The 13,682-nt window shown below is 69.9% G+C and carries 13 protein-coding genes; 4 read left to right on the top strand and 9 right to left on the bottom strand.

Features of this window, described 5'->3' with window-relative positions; translation table 11 throughout:
* Nucleotides 1–49: 49 nt before the first annotated feature.
* Nucleotides 50–859 carry a helix-turn-helix domain-containing protein gene (locus AAFN86_RS20940; protein ID WP_347545497.1) on the bottom strand — a complete coding sequence of 270 codons (810 nt, stop codon included), beginning with the start codon at nucleotides 857–859 and terminating at the stop codon, nucleotides 50–52.
* 247 nt (nucleotides 860–1,106) lie between these two features.
* Here AAFN86_RS20940 and AAFN86_RS20935 point away from each other — a divergent pair, with 247 nt between their 5' ends.
* The gene (locus AAFN86_RS20935) at nucleotides 1,107–2,351 is read left to right on the top strand and encodes a porin (RefSeq protein WP_347545496.1); all 1,245 of its coding nucleotides are present in this window, start codon (nucleotides 1,107–1,109) and stop codon (nucleotides 2,349–2,351) included.
* Between the two features lie 94 nt (nucleotides 2,352–2,445).
* On the opposite strand, the gene AAFN86_RS20930 is transcribed toward AAFN86_RS20935, so the two are convergent.
* From AAFN86_RS20930 to AAFN86_RS20895, 8 genes are all read right to left on the bottom strand, one after another.
* Entirely contained in the window at nucleotides 2,446–4,056 is a 1,611-nt protein-coding gene (locus AAFN86_RS20930) for a hypothetical protein (RefSeq protein ID WP_347545495.1), read from the bottom strand.
* 466 nt (nucleotides 4,057–4,522) lie between these two features.
* On the bottom strand, nucleotides 4,523–5,305 hold the full coding sequence (locus tag AAFN86_RS20925) for a succinate dehydrogenase iron-sulfur subunit (RefSeq protein ID WP_347545494.1): 783 nt from the start codon (nucleotides 5,303–5,305) through the stop codon (nucleotides 4,523–4,525).
* Nucleotides 5,306–5,380: 75 nt separating this feature from the next.
* The gene (gene sdhA, locus AAFN86_RS20920; protein WP_347545493.1) at nucleotides 5,381–7,192 is read right to left on the bottom strand and encodes a succinate dehydrogenase flavoprotein subunit; all 1,812 of its coding nucleotides are present in this window, start codon (nucleotides 7,190–7,192) and stop codon (nucleotides 5,381–5,383) included.
* Nucleotides 7,193–7,301: 109 nt separating this feature from the next.
* The gene (sdhD, locus tag AAFN86_RS20915; RefSeq protein ID WP_347545492.1) at nucleotides 7,302–7,694 is read right to left on the bottom strand and encodes a succinate dehydrogenase, hydrophobic membrane anchor protein; all 393 of its coding nucleotides are present in this window, start codon (nucleotides 7,692–7,694) and stop codon (nucleotides 7,302–7,304) included.
* 5 nt (nucleotides 7,695–7,699) lie between these two features.
* Nucleotides 7,700–8,146: a succinate dehydrogenase, cytochrome b556 subunit gene (gene sdhC, locus AAFN86_RS20910; RefSeq protein ID WP_347545491.1), complete on the bottom strand. Its 447-nt coding sequence runs from the start codon at nucleotides 8,144–8,146 to the stop codon at nucleotides 7,700–7,702.
* Nucleotides 8,147–8,307: 161 nt separating this feature from the next.
* On the bottom strand, nucleotides 8,308–8,712 hold the full coding sequence (locus AAFN86_RS20905) for a DUF350 domain-containing protein (protein ID WP_347545490.1): 405 nt from the start codon (nucleotides 8,710–8,712) through the stop codon (nucleotides 8,308–8,310).
* 275 nt (nucleotides 8,713–8,987) lie between these two features.
* Nucleotides 8,988–10,109, bottom strand: coding sequence for a glutathionylspermidine synthase family protein (locus tag AAFN86_RS20900; protein WP_347545489.1), 1,122 nt, complete (start codon nucleotides 10,107–10,109; stop codon nucleotides 8,988–8,990).
* A gap of 4 nt (nucleotides 10,110–10,113) precedes the next feature.
* The gene (locus tag AAFN86_RS20895) at nucleotides 10,114–10,461 is read right to left on the bottom strand and encodes a hypothetical protein (protein WP_347545488.1); all 348 of its coding nucleotides are present in this window, start codon (nucleotides 10,459–10,461) and stop codon (nucleotides 10,114–10,116) included.
* A gap of 91 nt (nucleotides 10,462–10,552) precedes the next feature.
* Between AAFN86_RS20895 and AAFN86_RS20890 the strand changes: the two genes are divergently transcribed.
* The 3 genes from AAFN86_RS20890 (at nucleotide 10,553) to AAFN86_RS20880 (ending at nucleotide 13,648) form a co-directional block, all read left to right on the top strand.
* A complete protein-coding gene (locus AAFN86_RS20890; protein ID WP_347545487.1) occupies nucleotides 10,553–11,782 on the top strand; it encodes an MFS transporter in 1,230 nt (409 codons plus the stop codon).
* Between the two features lie 358 nt (nucleotides 11,783–12,140).
* Nucleotides 12,141–12,785 carry a trimeric intracellular cation channel family protein gene (locus AAFN86_RS20885; protein WP_347545486.1) on the top strand — a complete coding sequence of 215 codons (645 nt, stop codon included), beginning with the start codon at nucleotides 12,141–12,143 and terminating at the stop codon, nucleotides 12,783–12,785.
* Nucleotides 12,782–13,648 carry a DMT family transporter gene (locus AAFN86_RS20880; RefSeq protein WP_347545485.1) on the top strand — a complete coding sequence of 289 codons (867 nt, stop codon included), beginning with the start codon at nucleotides 12,782–12,784 and terminating at the stop codon, nucleotides 13,646–13,648. The genes AAFN86_RS20885 and AAFN86_RS20880 overlap by 4 nt, the downstream gene beginning before the upstream one ends.
* The last annotated feature ends 34 nt before the right edge of the window (nucleotides 13,649–13,682 follow it).

Raw genomic sequence — 13,682 nt, 5'->3', positions numbered from 1 at the left:
ACCCAGGATGCTGACTACTGCATGAATCGGCATGCCAGACTGCGAATTCTCAGGCCGTTTCGCGACGCAGCGTATGGGACGGGCTCTCCCCGAACACGTCGCGGTAGGCGACGGCGAAGCGCCCCAGTTCCCAGAAGCCCCACGCAAGCGCGATCTGCGACACCGTCGCCTCACGCGGATTGGCCGATTCCAATGCGCGTCGCGCACCCCATAGCCGCCGCAGGCGCAGATATCGGTTGGGCGTCTGGCCGAAGGCCTGCAGGAACAGTCTCTCCAGCAACTTGGTCGAGCAGCCGCCGACGGTGCAGAGTTCGGCGAGCGCGATCGGGCGCGCCGCATTGTCCTCGATGAAGGGCATGACCTTGCGCATGATGGCGTGATGCCGGCGATCGACCAGGCTTTCGCGATCGGGCGTCACGCTCAGCAACGCATCAAGCAGGGCCTCGCCGATCTGCTCGTCGAGCGCCTGGCTCGCGGCGGGGCGCGTCAGTACATCAGGGGCGCCGGTCGCCAGCCCCAGGCCATCCCGTTGCAGGCGCGCCAGCCGCGCGAATGCCGCGGGGGACGGGCGTATGACATCGGCGTCACCGAGAAGCGAATGCAGGCTCCGCCGTCGCAGCACCTCCGCCCGATGTGCGAGTTCGGCGACGGGAATGGACAGGGATCGCCACATCGATTGTCCCTCCGAACGGTCATCCACCGGCGCGCCGCGGCGCCCGATCGCGATGGTTCCTGGTTCCGCCGGCTTGCCATTGCGTAGATTGGGGGGCTCATCGGCATGTTTCAGCCGGAAGAATATCCGCTCGGGCGTTGCCTCGCAGGTGAACCGGCGCGCCAACGTCTCCTCGCTCATGGACATGTGGATGTCCGGGAGCGTAACCAGGGTCAGGCGCGCACGATACGGTCCGGATCGATCAGGCCTGACCCGGCCGTGGATATTGTGAATGCGCGTCGCATAGGCATCAGGATCGTCGAAGCACCAGATGCGGCTGCCCGATGGCATGACCAGGCTCCCAGGACGATACGGAACTAGAACATGGTTCCACGCTGGCGACCAGCCTGGGTTGGTTCGTCCGGCATCCCGCTGCAGCGATGGAGACGCGACCGTGCAGGATCCGACATTCGGCGTGTTCGGGATCGTCGCGGCGCTGGCCGCGTTGCTGGTCGCATCGCCCCAGCCGCGCGCGGAAACGCCCACACACACCGAGCCCGCGCATGCCGAAGGCCTGCCGCGGCTTGACCTGTTCGACGGGCGCTTCACCCTGCTGCCCACCGCGCGTCTCGACCTCGATGCGGGGTCCTTCGCCGGGCAGGATGTGCGGCCGGGCTTCCAGAGCAACGTCAATATCCGCCGTGGGCGGATCGGCCTGGAAGCCACCCTGCTGCGGGATATCGATATCGTCTTCCAATGGGAATTCGCCCCTGCCGCGCCGGGGGACCAGCCGCTTGGCGGCCGGCTCTACGAATTGCAGATGGCCTATCGCGGCATCGAGGGCACCACCCTGCGCGCCGGCGCCTTCACGCCGCTGCATACGCTGGATTTCTCCAGCAGCTCCTTCACCCTGCCCTTCCTCGAACGCGCTTCGATCAGCGAACTGGCGGCGAGCATCGCCTCCGGCACCAGCCGCATCGCCGCGGGCGCCGAGCTGCGCGGCGAGACCTGGTTCGCCAGTGCCTATGCCACCGAGGGCGTGGCCGGCACGCCGAATGACGACGCGCAGCGCGGCGTGGCCGGGCGTGCCGCGCTGCAACCCTTCGATGGCATCCTGCGTGCGCAGATCGGCATCAACGGCGCGATGCAATTCCATCCGGGCACGCGATCGGACGAAAGCGTGCGGCTGCGGGACTACCCGGAGCTTCGCATCTCGCCCAACCGCTTCCTCGACACGAAATCGATCCCCGCCGGGCAGGCCTGGGCCGTGGGGCCGGAGCTATCGGGCATGGTCGGGCCGCTGCATTATGCGGCGGAATACCAGGCGATTGGCGTCGAGGCCGATAGCGGGCCGGCGCGGCGCTTCTCCGGCTGGTATGCGGCGGCCTCCTGGCCGTTGGTCGGCGCGCCGCGGCGCTGGGACGCGCTGCGCGGCAGCTGGGCGAAGCCTGAGACGGCGCGCCTCGACCCTGCCGCCGGCGAATGGGGCTGGCTGGAACTCGCCGGGCGCTACAGCCGCGCCGACCTCAATGACGGGCCGACGCGCGGCGGGGCGCAGTCAATCTGGACTGCGGCGCTGAACTGGTATCCGGCCGAACAGGTCCGGGTGTCGATGCAGGTCGAGGTCGGGCAGATCACCGGCAACGGGCCCGACCGGCCGTTCCAGGCGGTGGGATGGCGGCTGTCGGTCGCACCGTGACGGGGCGCGGGCTTCGCGGGATCGATCCGGTTGTCGCGGCTGTCCTACGGCGCATCTTCCGATAGGGACGACGTTCTCCTCCCCCGACCCTCCTTCAATCCGCGCGCGTCGCCAGCAGTCCCGCCAGCGCCATCTCCGCCGGGCCGGGCTGCAGCGCGACATCGATCGCCGCCACCCCATCCGGCAGGTCCAGCAGCAATGCGCCATCCGCTTCGGTCGCCGGCAGCGAAGTGGCATGTCCCGCCTGCAGTGCCTGAATCCTGCACGGCGCCGTCGCCACGCCGGGCAGCGGCATGGCGGCGATCCGCCAGCGGCCGGGCGACAACCCCTCAATGCGGCCGGTCGCGACCGGATCGTCGCCCTGCCCGGCCGCGATCCAGATGGCGGCGAGCCCGCCCGGCATCAGCCGCGCCATCGCGTGCGGCTGGGCGTAGGTCATGTCGTCGGGGTCGAGGGCGCGGGTTTCCCGCCCGGCGATGCGGTTGGCCTGCGCGGCCAGGTGCGGCAGGCGGAGGGCCCGGCCGCGCAGGGGCCGTTCGGTCCAGACCGCGCCATTGGGCAGGGCCTCGCGCTGCCACAGGAACCGGCGGCGATAGGCCGGCTTGGGCGCGCCGGCGGTATGCAGCAGCCAGCCGCAGCGCCAATCGGCCAGGTGGCTGCCATTGGCGATCAGGTTGAATTCCGGGGTCAGCCGGTGCAGCGGCGCGCCCAGCCGCCGCAGCGCCGCGTTCACCGTGTCCTGTTCGGGAATGCGCCCACCGATGGTGCCGTGCGACAGCGCCGCCAGCACACCCAGATGGGCGCGCGAGAGCACCATCATGCCGGCATTGACGTAGTGCTGCGGCGGGAAGGGTGCGACGCCGTGCAGCGCGACGAGGTCTTCGACGATGCCGGCGCGCTGGTAGTGCTCGCCTTCGGGATAGGCGCCGATCGCGTCGGGCGGGACGATGCCGAACAGGTCCGGCGCGTGCGGCCGGATCAGGATGTCGGCGTCGAGCATGATGATGCGGTCATGGGCCATGGCGACATCGACCGCGAGCGACTTCAGGCTGGTGGAGGGGAGGCCGCGCCCGTCGCGCAGGATGTGCAGCGTGGCGCCGATGGCGGCGGCATAGGCGGCGACGGAGGGGCCGGTGATCTCCCATTCCGCGCCGACCTGGTCGCCCACGACAAGCACGACCACGGCGTGGTCGCCGCGCGGCCAGGAGGTGGGGATCGCGGTGTGGTGGCGGGGGCGCAGCGCGGTGAGGGTGGCGCCGTGGTCCAGCACATCGAAGACCGGGCGCAGGGTGTCGAGGTCGCTGGCCGGCTGGGCTGCGATGAGCAACAGGCCGCCAGGCGCCAGGGCGCGCAGCGCGGCGCGCGCGGCCCAGGCGCGGGTGGGGCCGGGCAGCAGGATCACATCCGGACGCAGGCCCTGCAGCGCGGGGCGCAGCAGGGGGTGTGCCCAGCCCTCGGGGGGGGGTTCGAAGGGCGGCAGGGCGCGCAGATGCAGGCAGGGGTCCTGCGGCAGGGTGGCGAGGAGCGGGGCGATGGCAGCCTCCGACGGCTCGATGCCCATCACCCAGTCGGGGGTGCCGTGGCGGGCGGCGGCGAGCAGCGTGGCGAGGTGGGGGCCGGCCTCCCAGGCCAGGAAGCGGCGGGCGGCGGGGGCGTGGCGGGCAAGCAGTGCGGCGAGTTCGGCCGGGTCGGGCGGCGGGGTCAACGGGGCGCCGGGGCGTGGGGGGTGGGTTGTGGGTGACGGGTGGGGGGGCGCTGCCCCTCCAAGCCACCCCGCCAGGGACCAACGGGTCCCTGGACCGCGGGGCATTGGCGCTGGGCTTGGCTGGGCGGCCGGGTGGTGGGTGGCTCAGCGCCGGGGATCATGCGGGCCCGCGCCCGGACGATACGGCCCGATCCGGTTGTCCAACGCACGGTGACGGTGTCCAGAAGGTCACCGGCCTTTGGTGGGTTTAAGGCGTGATCGCCGCAGGTGGCCTCACCGGAGGCGTGAATCAAACGATCAAACAACGGCATGGAGCGGGAGGCGTGAGCACGAGTGAACGGATCCTGCTCCGGCGGCATTGCCGCCAAGGTCCGGGGATGGGCAAGGCCCCTCCCCGCGCGCCGGCTTCGGGCCGGGAGCCGGCACCGCGTCGCGGGAACCGCCGCCCGGCACCGGCGACCATCGGTCAACCCTGGCGTTCGACCATCAGCTTCTTGATCTCGCCGATCGCCTGCGCCGGGTTCAGGCCCTTCGGGCAGGTCCGGGTGCAGTTCATGATGGTGTGGCAGCGATACAGCTTGAACGGGTCTTCCAGAGCATCGAGCCGTTCCCCGGTCGCTTCGTCGCGGCTGTCGGCGATCCAGCGATAGGCCTGCAGCAGCACGGCCGGGCCAAGGTAGCGGTCGCCGTTCCACCAGTAGGACGGGCAAGCGGTCGAGCAGCAGAAGCACAGGATGCATTCCCACAGCCCGTCGAGCTTCGCGCGTTCTTCCTTGGATTGCAGGCGCTCGCCATCAGGCGGCGGGGGGGTGTCGGCCTTCAGCCAGGGCTCGACGGAGCGCAGCTGGGCGTAGATCTGCGACAGGTCCGGCACCAAGTCCTTCACCACCGGCATGTGCGGCAGCGGGGAGATGCGGCAATCGCCGGTCACTTCCTCGATCGGCTTGAGGCAGGCCAGCGTGTTCAGCCCGTCGATGTTCATCGCGCAGGACCCGCAGATCCCTTCGCGGCAGGACCGCCGGAAGGTCAGCGACGTGTCCACCTCATTCTTGATCTTGATGAGGGCGTCGAGGACCATCGGCCCGCACTGGTCGAGGTCGATCTCATAGGTGTCGGTGCGCGGATTGGCACCGCCATCCGGATCCCAGCGATAGATCTTGAACGACTTGACGTTCTTCGACCCGGCGGGGGCGGCATAGGTGCGGCCTTCGCCGACGGTGGAGTTCTTCGGAAGCGTGAAGGTGGCCATCGCTCAATCCTCTTTTGGCCGGCCGATTCACGCCTCCGGGCCTTGCGGCCCTCCGACGGTCGGACGGCCTGATCCTCAGTACACGCGCGGCTTCGGCGGGAAGACCTGCACTTCGTTGGTCAGCGTGCGCATCTTCACGTCGCGGTAGTCGAGCTTCACGCCGTACTTGTCATCGACGCGCGCCAGGGTGTGCTTCATCCAGTTCACGTCGTCGCGGTCGGGGTGGTCCTCATGGGAATGGGCACCGCGGCTTTCGTGGCGCGCATCGGCACCATGGATCGTGGTCAGCGCATTGCCGATCAGGTTGTCCAGTTCCAGCGCTTCCATCAGGTCGCTGTTCCAGATCAGGGAACGGTCGGCGATTTTGATGTCGCCGTAGCCGGCAGCGACCTTGTCCATCTTCTCCACACCCTCCTTCAGGAGTTCCGTGGTGCGGAAGACGGCGGCGTGGGTCTGCATGGCGCGCTGCATGGTCAGGCGCAGCTCGGACACCGAGGTGTCGCCCTTCGCATTGCGCACGCGGTCGAAGCGGTCGAGCGATGCCTCGCCGGCCTTGGGCGGCAGCGGCGCCTGGGTCGCGCCGGCCTTGATCGTCTCGGAGGCGCGATGGGCGGCGGCGCGGCCGAACACCACGAGGTCGAGCAGCGAATTGGTGCCGAGGCGGTTCGCGCCGTGCACGGACACGCAGGCGGCCTCGCCCACCGCCATCAGGCCGGGCACGACCTTGTCCTGGTCCTTCGACGTCGCGGCCAGCACCTCGCAGTGAATGTTCGTGGGGATGCCGCCCATGTTGTAGTGGACGGTCGGCAGCATCGGGATCGGCTCCTTCGTCACGTCCACGCCGGCGAAGATCTTCGCCGTCTCGGAAATGCCGGGGAGGCGTTCATGCAGGATGTCCGCGCCCAGGTGTTCCAGGTGCAGGTGGATGTGGTCCTTGTGCGGGCCGACGCCACGGCCCTCGCGGATCTCCATCGACATGGCGCGGGAGACGACGTCGCGCGAGGCGAGGTCCTTCGCCGTCGGCGCATAGCGCTCCATGAAGCGCTCGCCCTCGGAGTTGGTGAGGTAGCCGCCTTCGCCGCGCGCCCCTTCCGTCACCAGGCAGCCGGAGCCGTAGATGCCGGTCGGGTGGAACTGCACGAACTCATTGTCCTGCAGCGGCAGGCCGGCGCGCAGCGCCATGCCGCCACCATCGCCCGTGCAGGTATGGGCGGAGGTGCAGGAGAAGTACGCGCGGCCATAGCCGCCAGTCGCCAGCACCACGGTCTGCGCGCGGAAGCGGTGCATGGAACCGTCTTCGAGGTTCCAGGCCATGACGCCGCGGCAGGCGCCCTCATCGTCCATGATGAGGTCGAGGGCGAAATACTCGACGAAGAACTCGCAGTTATGCTTCAGCGATTGCTGGTACAGCGTGTGCAGGATGGCGTGGCCGGTGCGGTCGGCGGCGGCGCAGGCCCGCATGGCGGGTTCCTTGCCGTAGTGCGTCATGTGGCCGCCGAAGGGGCGCTGGTAGATCTTGCCGTCTTCCGTGCGGCTGAACGGCACGCCGTAGTGTTCGAGCTCGATGATCGCGGGCACCGCCTCGCGGCACATGTATTCGATGGCGTCCTGGTCGCCCAGCCAGTCCGACCCCTTCACGGTGTCGTACATGTGCCAGCGCCAGTCATCCTCGCCCATGTTGCCGAGCGCGGCACCGACGCCGCCCTGCGCGGCGACGGTGTGCGACCGCGTGGGGAAGACCTTGGTGATGCAGGCGGTCTTGAGGCCGGCGGCACCCATGCCGAAGGTCGCCCGCAGCCCCGCCCCGCCCGCGCCGACGACGACGACGTCGTAGGTGTGGTCCACGATGCGGTAGGCGCCGTTGGAAGGCTTGCTGATCGCGTTCATCGCATCCGTCTCATCTGTCCGCGGGGCGGGGTGGAACGCCCCGCTTGCCGCCATCCGTCAGTCGTCAGTCGTCCAGTTGGGCCGCTTCCGCGACTTCGCCAGGGGTTGGTCAGACCGCAATCCGCAGCACGGCGAGCGTCGCCGACAGCCACAGCAGGAAGCACGCGCCCTTGACCGCGAGCAGCGAGCCGACCTTGGCCACCTCGCCGCGCACATAGTCCTCGACCACTTCCTGCAGGCCATAGGCGGTGTGGTGGAAGGCGGCGGCGAGGAACGCCAGCAGCAGCACGGTGTTGAACGGCCGGCCGATCCAGTTTGTCGCCTGCAGCCAGGTGGCGTCCGGCATGCGGGCCAGCCCGAACACCAGCCAGATGGTCAGCGGCAGAAGCGCCATGGAGGTGACGCGCTGCATCCACCAGTGATGCGTGCCGCCCTTGGCGGCGCCAAGGCCGCGCACACGGCCGAGCGGGGAACGAAGGGTGCGTATCGTCGGCGCGGCCATCGGCGTCAGATCCAGGTGATGAGCAGGATGAGCCAGGTCAGCGCGGTCAGCGCCGCGGTGCCGATCAGCACCCCCCGGCCGGTCAGGTAGGTGGTCGGCAGGTCGAAGCCGCGCCCGCTGTCCCAATACAGGTGCCGCAGCCCGTTCAGCGTGTGGTACCAGGCGACCGCGGTCAGACCGAGCAGCCCGATCACGCCGATGAAGGACCCGAAGAACCACATCGCGCCGTTGTAGGAGGCTTCGCCCGAGGCGGTCGCGACCAGCCACCAGACCAGGAACACCAGACCGATCGACCAGAGCACGCCGGTGATGCGGTGGGTGATGGACAGCGCCGAGGTCATCTGCAGCATGTCATAGGCCTGCAGGTGCGGCGACAGCGGACGGCGGACGAGGCTGCCATCCGTCCGGCGGCCGACCATCACGGCCTCCCGCGCGTCGGTGATCTTCGACATGGGTCGGTCAACTCCAGTGGGCCGCTTGCCCCGATCCCCGAGCCGGGGGCCGGCCTTGTCACGCGCTCTTGTATGGTGCGGCGCGGGACAGCGTCAAATCGGCGGCAGCGTGCGTCGCGGCGCGCTGCATCATTTGCGAAAAATTCGCAACAACTGTCGTTTCAGCTGCTCATTGCCGCGGCGTTGACGATGCCCACGGCGATCGACACCCCGGCCTTCACGATCGCACCCGCGGCCTCGTTGCGCTGTTCCATCGCGTCCCGCCAGCCGGGCCCGAGCACGCGCACCACGACGAAGAAGCACAGTAGCTGCGCGATCACCGCAACCACGCCCCAGACCGCCGCATCCAGCAGGTTCGCGGAATTCGACACCGAGGCCCCGATCGGGATCGCCATGCCGACCAGCGCGCCCACCAGCGCGATCGCCGCCGCGGTGTTGCCCTGGCGGATCAGCGCGACCTCATCCTGCGGGGTGATGCGGCAATAGGCCCAGCCGCCCAGCCAGACCAGAGCGATGCCTGCAATGAAATGGGTGAGGAATCCCGGCAGGGTCGCGAGACTGGTCATGGCGTTCTCCTTCGGCGAACCGACATCATTGGCGCGATGCCCGGCATCGGGCCAGGAGCGCAAAGCGCGACCGCGCCCAGACCGCCCGCGGCCCCGACGCACCAGCGCAGGGCGCGAAGGCAAGCCGTGCGGATGCACGGCGCCCGCCGTCTGAGGGACGCGAGAAGAACGGAGCGCAAAGCGCGACCGCGCCTAGCCGGCCCGCGGCCGCCGACGCGCCAGCGCGGGGCGCGAAGCCAGGCCGGGCGGATGTGCGGCGCCCGCCGTTTGCGGGCCTAATCAAAATAATGCGGCACGAAGCGACTCGAATCGCGGGTCACCGGCGTCGCATCCTCGCGAATGCCGAGCCCGGCGGGCTCGCCGGCGACGATCCATGACCCGAGCACCGGATACCGCCCGGCGAAGCAGGGCAGTTCGGCATATTCCTGCCAGACCCGCGGCTGGTCGCCATAGGGGCCATCGGTCTCGATTCCCGGGGCGGAGATGTTGGCCCCTTCCCGGCCCCACAGCGGCTTGGATATCTCGGGCCGGCCGGTCTTGCCCGGTTCCAGATGCGCCGCCAGCAGGTTCGGATGGTCCGGGTTCAGGTGCCACAGCAGGGATAGGAACGCCTTGCTGGACGGGATCAGCCGCCAGGCGGGTTCGATCCAGCGGGTCGGCGCCTTGGGGATATTGGCGCCGAAACCCTCCCGCAGCAGCCAGTCCCAGGGATACAGCTTGAACATCGCGGCGATCGGCGCCTCATCCAGGTCGGTGAAATCCCGCCCGTTCCAGCCGATCTGTTCCATCGTCAGGAAGGGTGCTGCGAGCCCGGCCTGCATCGCGGTGTCGCGCAAATAGTCGACCGTGCCGCGATCCTCGACGCTCTCGTCGGCGCAGCAGAAGTGCACGGCAGGCGACAGTCCCATCGCGCCCCAGGCCGCGATCAGCTTCTCATGCAGGGAATTGAACTGGTCGTGCAGTTCGGGCCCGCGCCCGTCGTCGAGGCATTGCAGCCATTCCCACTGCACCACCGCGGCCTCGAACAGCGCGGTCGGCGTGTCGGCGTTGTATTCCAGCAGCTTCGGCGCGCCGCTGCCGCCGTCCCAGCGCAGGTCAAGCCGGCCATAGAGCGAGGGCTCCTGCCTTTCCCAAGACCGCGTGGCGATGCGCCAGGCGCCATCGGGAATGCCGAGCGGGCCGCCGAGGCCGCTGCGCACCGCGTAGTCCACCGCGGCGCGGCTGATGCGCTCGATCTCGGCGGTGGCGGCCTCGAGCGTGTCGATCTCGGCCTCGGTGAAGCGGTAGCAGGCGGTTTCGTCCCAATAGGGCTCGCCGCCGACATCGGCGAAGGAGAAGCCCATGCGCCGGGCGCGGTCCCGGCGGTCGGGGCGGGGGTCGAGGCTGCGTCGCTCCACCCGGTCAGGATCCGGAGGAGGAATGCGCGCTGGAGCCGAAGCCACCGCGCGAGGACACCGAGGTCGCCCCGCCGCGGAAGCCGTTCGAGGCGACCAGCGCCGCCCCGCCCGTGCTGCCGGAGGAGCGTCCGCTCCGCCCGACGAACCACGATCCGCCATGATACGGCGACCCGGCGGAGGAGGAGGTCCGCGCCGCCGCGCAGATCTGCTCGGCATCAGGTCGGTTCTGGGCGCGCGCTTCCTGGCATTCGCGCTGCCGGTTCTCCCGGCCCGAGCCCGGGCCCATGAGCATGGCGGCACCGCCCAGCATCACGCCGCCGCCCAGCAGCACCAGGGTTATCGTTTGAGCCATCCGCATGAAGCGAATGTTAGGCCGCCGGGACGTTGACGGGAAAGCATCGTGCGCTCAGCGTGTGACCGATTTCACAGGCCAGGGTGGAACCATGCCCGCCGAAACCTCCGCGCCCGCCGGTATCGGCCAGGATGCACGCATCATCACATTGATCGGGACAGGGCATTTCCTGTCCCATTTCTATGTGCTGACGCTGCCGCCGCTGTTCCTGTTCTGGCAGGCGGAATTCAACGTCTCCTTCGCCGAGCTGGGACTGGCCGTCGCGCTGATGTCGGGCACGACGGCGCTGCTGCAGACCCCGGTCGGCTTCTGGGTGGACAAGCACGGCGCCCGTGCCTTCCTGGTGGGCGGCACGCTGCTGATGGCGCTGTCCATGTCGGCCATGGCCTTCGCGCCCGGCATCTGGGCGATCTGGCTATTCGCCATCCTGTCCGGCGTCGGCAATTCGGTGATCCACCCGGCGGATTACGCCATCCTGGCCGGGTCGATCGACAAGACCCGCATGGGCCGCGCCTTCGCGCTGCATACCTTCACCGGCAATCTCGGCTTCGCCCTCGCCCCCCCTGTCGTCGCGCTGCTGGCGGCCACCATGGGCTGGCGCATGGCGCTGCTGCTGGTCGGACTGTTGGGCGTGCCGGTCGTCATCGCCATCCTGCTGCAGAGCCGCATCCTGCGCGACCAGCCCAAGGCGAAGAAGGCCGAGGGCGGGCCGAGCGGGCGTGAATTGCTGCTCTCCCGCCCCATCCTGCTGTTCTTCGGCTTCTTCATGCTGTCGTCGATGGCCGGTTCGGGCATCCAGTCCTGGGTCATCACCGTGCTGGGCAAGCTGTGGGGCACGCCGGTCGCCGTCGCGTCCATGGTGCTCACCGGCTACATGATCGGTGCCACGTCGGGCACGCTGGTCGGCGGCTGGGTGGCGGACAAGTCGAAGCGCAACCTGATCGGCTTCGTCGTCGTGCTGACCTGTTTTTCCATGGCGACGATCCTCGCCCTGGGGCTGCTGCCGATGCCCGAATTCCTGCTACCGATCGTGGGCTTCCTCGGCGGGCTGGCGATGGGCGCATCGCGCACGCCGCGCGACGTGATGCTGAAGGACGCCTCGCCTCCGGGCGAGATCGGCAAGGTGTTCGGCTTCGTCTCCTCCGGCCTGCCGCTCGGCGGCGCGATCACACCAGTGCCGCTCGGCTTCCTGATCGACATGGGATACCCGATGCTAGTGCTGCCGGTGGTGGCGACGCTGCTCGGGCTGTCGCTGCTCTGCGCGGGTTCGGCGCAGTCCGAAGCGCGCAGCCGACAGGCGGCGCCGGCCCCGGCGGAGTGAGGGCGGGGCGGCGGGGGACAGGCCAGAGAGGGGCGTCGCCCCTCTCCGGACCTCACCCGACCAGGGGCCAACGGGCCCCTGGACCGCGGGGATTTGGTGCCGGGCAAAAGGGGCGTGCTCGGTCGCTTCGGCTCCTGCGCCGCGAGGATGTTCCTGCAGTCCTGCGCAAGGGACATTTGGCAACGTCGAACCACAGCGGCGCCCGGCGCCATGGATCGGCATTCCAAAGGCCCCCTGGCCTTTGGTGGGGTGAGGTCTGGAGAGGGGCAAGGCCCCTCTCCAGTCCACCCCCACGGCGCAACCCCGCGCCGATGGGGCAAGGCCCCGCAATCCATCGTCCGCACCCTCACGCAGCGCCGTGATCGTCTTCGACGACCTCCTCCTCGCCCTCACCTGGCTCGCCGTCGCGGTGCTGGCGGTGGCGGGAGCTCTGACGGCATCGCGCAAGCAGCTCGACCCGGTGGGCTTCATGCTGGTGGCCTGCCTCTGCGCCTTCGGCGGCGGCACGGTGCGCGACGTCATCCTGAACCAGCCGGTCTTCTGGCTGGCGGTGCCGGGAATGGTGGCGCTGGCGGCGGGCCTGGCGCTGCTCGTATTCTTCACCGCGCACCTGCTGGAACGGCGCTTCGTCGTGCTGCTCTGGGCCGATGCCGTCGGGCTCGGGCTGTTCGCGGTGCTGGGGGCGGAGGCGGCGCAGCGCGCCGGCGTCGCACCCTGGGCGGCGATCCTGATGGGCACGATCACGGCGACAGCGGGCGGCATCCTGCGCGACATCATCTGCGCCGAGGTGCCGCTGGTGCTGCGGCGGGAGATCTATGCCACCGCCGCCGCGCTGGGCGCGGCCGTCTTCATCCTGGCACAGGGTGCGGGGGCGGGGCGCACGTTGGCGATCTCGCTCGGCGTGCTGGTCGGGTTCGGGGCACGGGCGGCGGCGATCCTCGGCGGCTGGTCGCTGCCGACCTACCGGGCGCGGCCCGGCCGCGACTACCCGGACGGGCGATGACCCAGCCGGTGCTGGCGGTGCTGCTGACGCTGGGGGCGGGGCTGCTCTACACGCTCGGCTACGCGATCGCGAAGATCCTGTCGGGCAGCCTCGATCCGGTGCAGATCACCTTCCTGCGTTCGGTGCTGGTGCTGGCGGGGGCGGCGCTGTGGCTGCCGCGACTGGCCGACCCGGCGGGCGCGCTGCGGCGACTGATCCGGCCCCCGCAGGCGATGGGCCAGCGGCTGGCCGCCGGCATGCTGATCCTGTCCACCACGCTGGCCGTGCTGGGCTATTCGCTGGTGCCGGTGACGGAGGCCTCGGCGCTGGGCTTCACCGCGCCGATCATCCTGGTGCTGCTCGGCGCCCTGGTGCTGCGGGAGACGGTGACGCCGCGGCGCTGGGTGGCGCTGGGCTTCGGCTTCGCGGGGATGCTTGCGGTGGTGCGTCCAGGCGGGGAGCTGTTCACCTGGGCGGCCGCGGTGCCGGTCTCGGCGGCGCTGTCCTATGCGCTGTACCAGGTGATGACGCGGCGCATCCGCGGCGTGGCCGATGAATGGGATGCGACACTGCAGGGCGCGCTGGCGGGGGTGGTGCTGCTGGCGCCGGTGATGCCATGGCTGTGGCGGGTGCCGGATATCGCGGCGCTGGCGCTGGTCGGGCTGTATGCGGCGGTGCAAACGGCGGCACTGCTGTGCATCGCCGGCGCGGTGCGGCGGGCGGAGGTGTCGGGCCTCGCACCCTGGCATTATTCGCGCATCGTCTTCGCGCTGCTGCTGGATGCGCTGCTGTTCGCGCGGGTGCCGGGCGCCTGGGCGCTGCTGGGCTGTGCGCTGATCGCCGTGGGCGGGCTGGTGCTGGCCTGGCCGCGCCGGGCCGGCTGACGGGCGCGAAGGCGCTCTTTCGCTCGCGCCTGAT

The sequence above is a fragment of the Roseomonas sp. CAU 1739 genome (assembly GCF_039839775.1).
Classification (GTDB): domain Bacteria; phylum Pseudomonadota; class Alphaproteobacteria; order Acetobacterales; family Acetobacteraceae; genus Neoroseomonas.
This window is presented reverse-complemented; position numbering and strand designations above follow the sequence as displayed.

Bases quoted from the DNA above. Each gene is read 5' to 3' on its own strand.
- sdhC (WP_347545491.1), bottom strand. From the start codon at position 8,146: ATGTCGAAGATCACCGACGCGCGGGAGGCCGTGATGGTCGGCCGCCGG.
- AAFN86_RS20890 (WP_347545487.1), top strand. From the start codon at position 10,553: ATGCCCGCCGAAACCTCCGCGCCCGCCGGTATCGGCCAGGATGCACGC.
- AAFN86_RS20905 (WP_347545490.1), bottom strand. From the start codon at position 8,712: ATGACCAGTCTCGCGACCCTGCCGGGATTCCTCACCCATTTCATTGCA.
- sdhD (WP_347545492.1), bottom strand. From the start codon at position 7,694: ATGGCCGCGCCGACGATACGCACCCTTCGTTCCCCGCTCGGCCGTGTG.
- sdhA (WP_347545493.1), bottom strand. From the start codon at position 7,192: ATGAACGCGATCAGCAAGCCTTCCAACGGCGCCTACCGCATCGTGGAC.
- AAFN86_RS20895 (WP_347545488.1), bottom strand. From the start codon at position 10,461: ATGGCTCAAACGATAACCCTGGTGCTGCTGGGCGGCGGCGTGATGCTG.
- AAFN86_RS20925 (WP_347545494.1), bottom strand. From the start codon at position 5,305: ATGGCCACCTTCACGCTTCCGAAGAACTCCACCGTCGGCGAAGGCCGC.
- AAFN86_RS20940 (WP_347545497.1), bottom strand. From the start codon at position 859: ATGTCCATGAGCGAGGAGACGTTGGCGCGCCGGTTCACCTGCGAGGCA.
- AAFN86_RS20880 (WP_347545485.1), top strand. From the start codon at position 12,782: ATGACCCAGCCGGTGCTGGCGGTGCTGCTGACGCTGGGGGCGGGGCTG.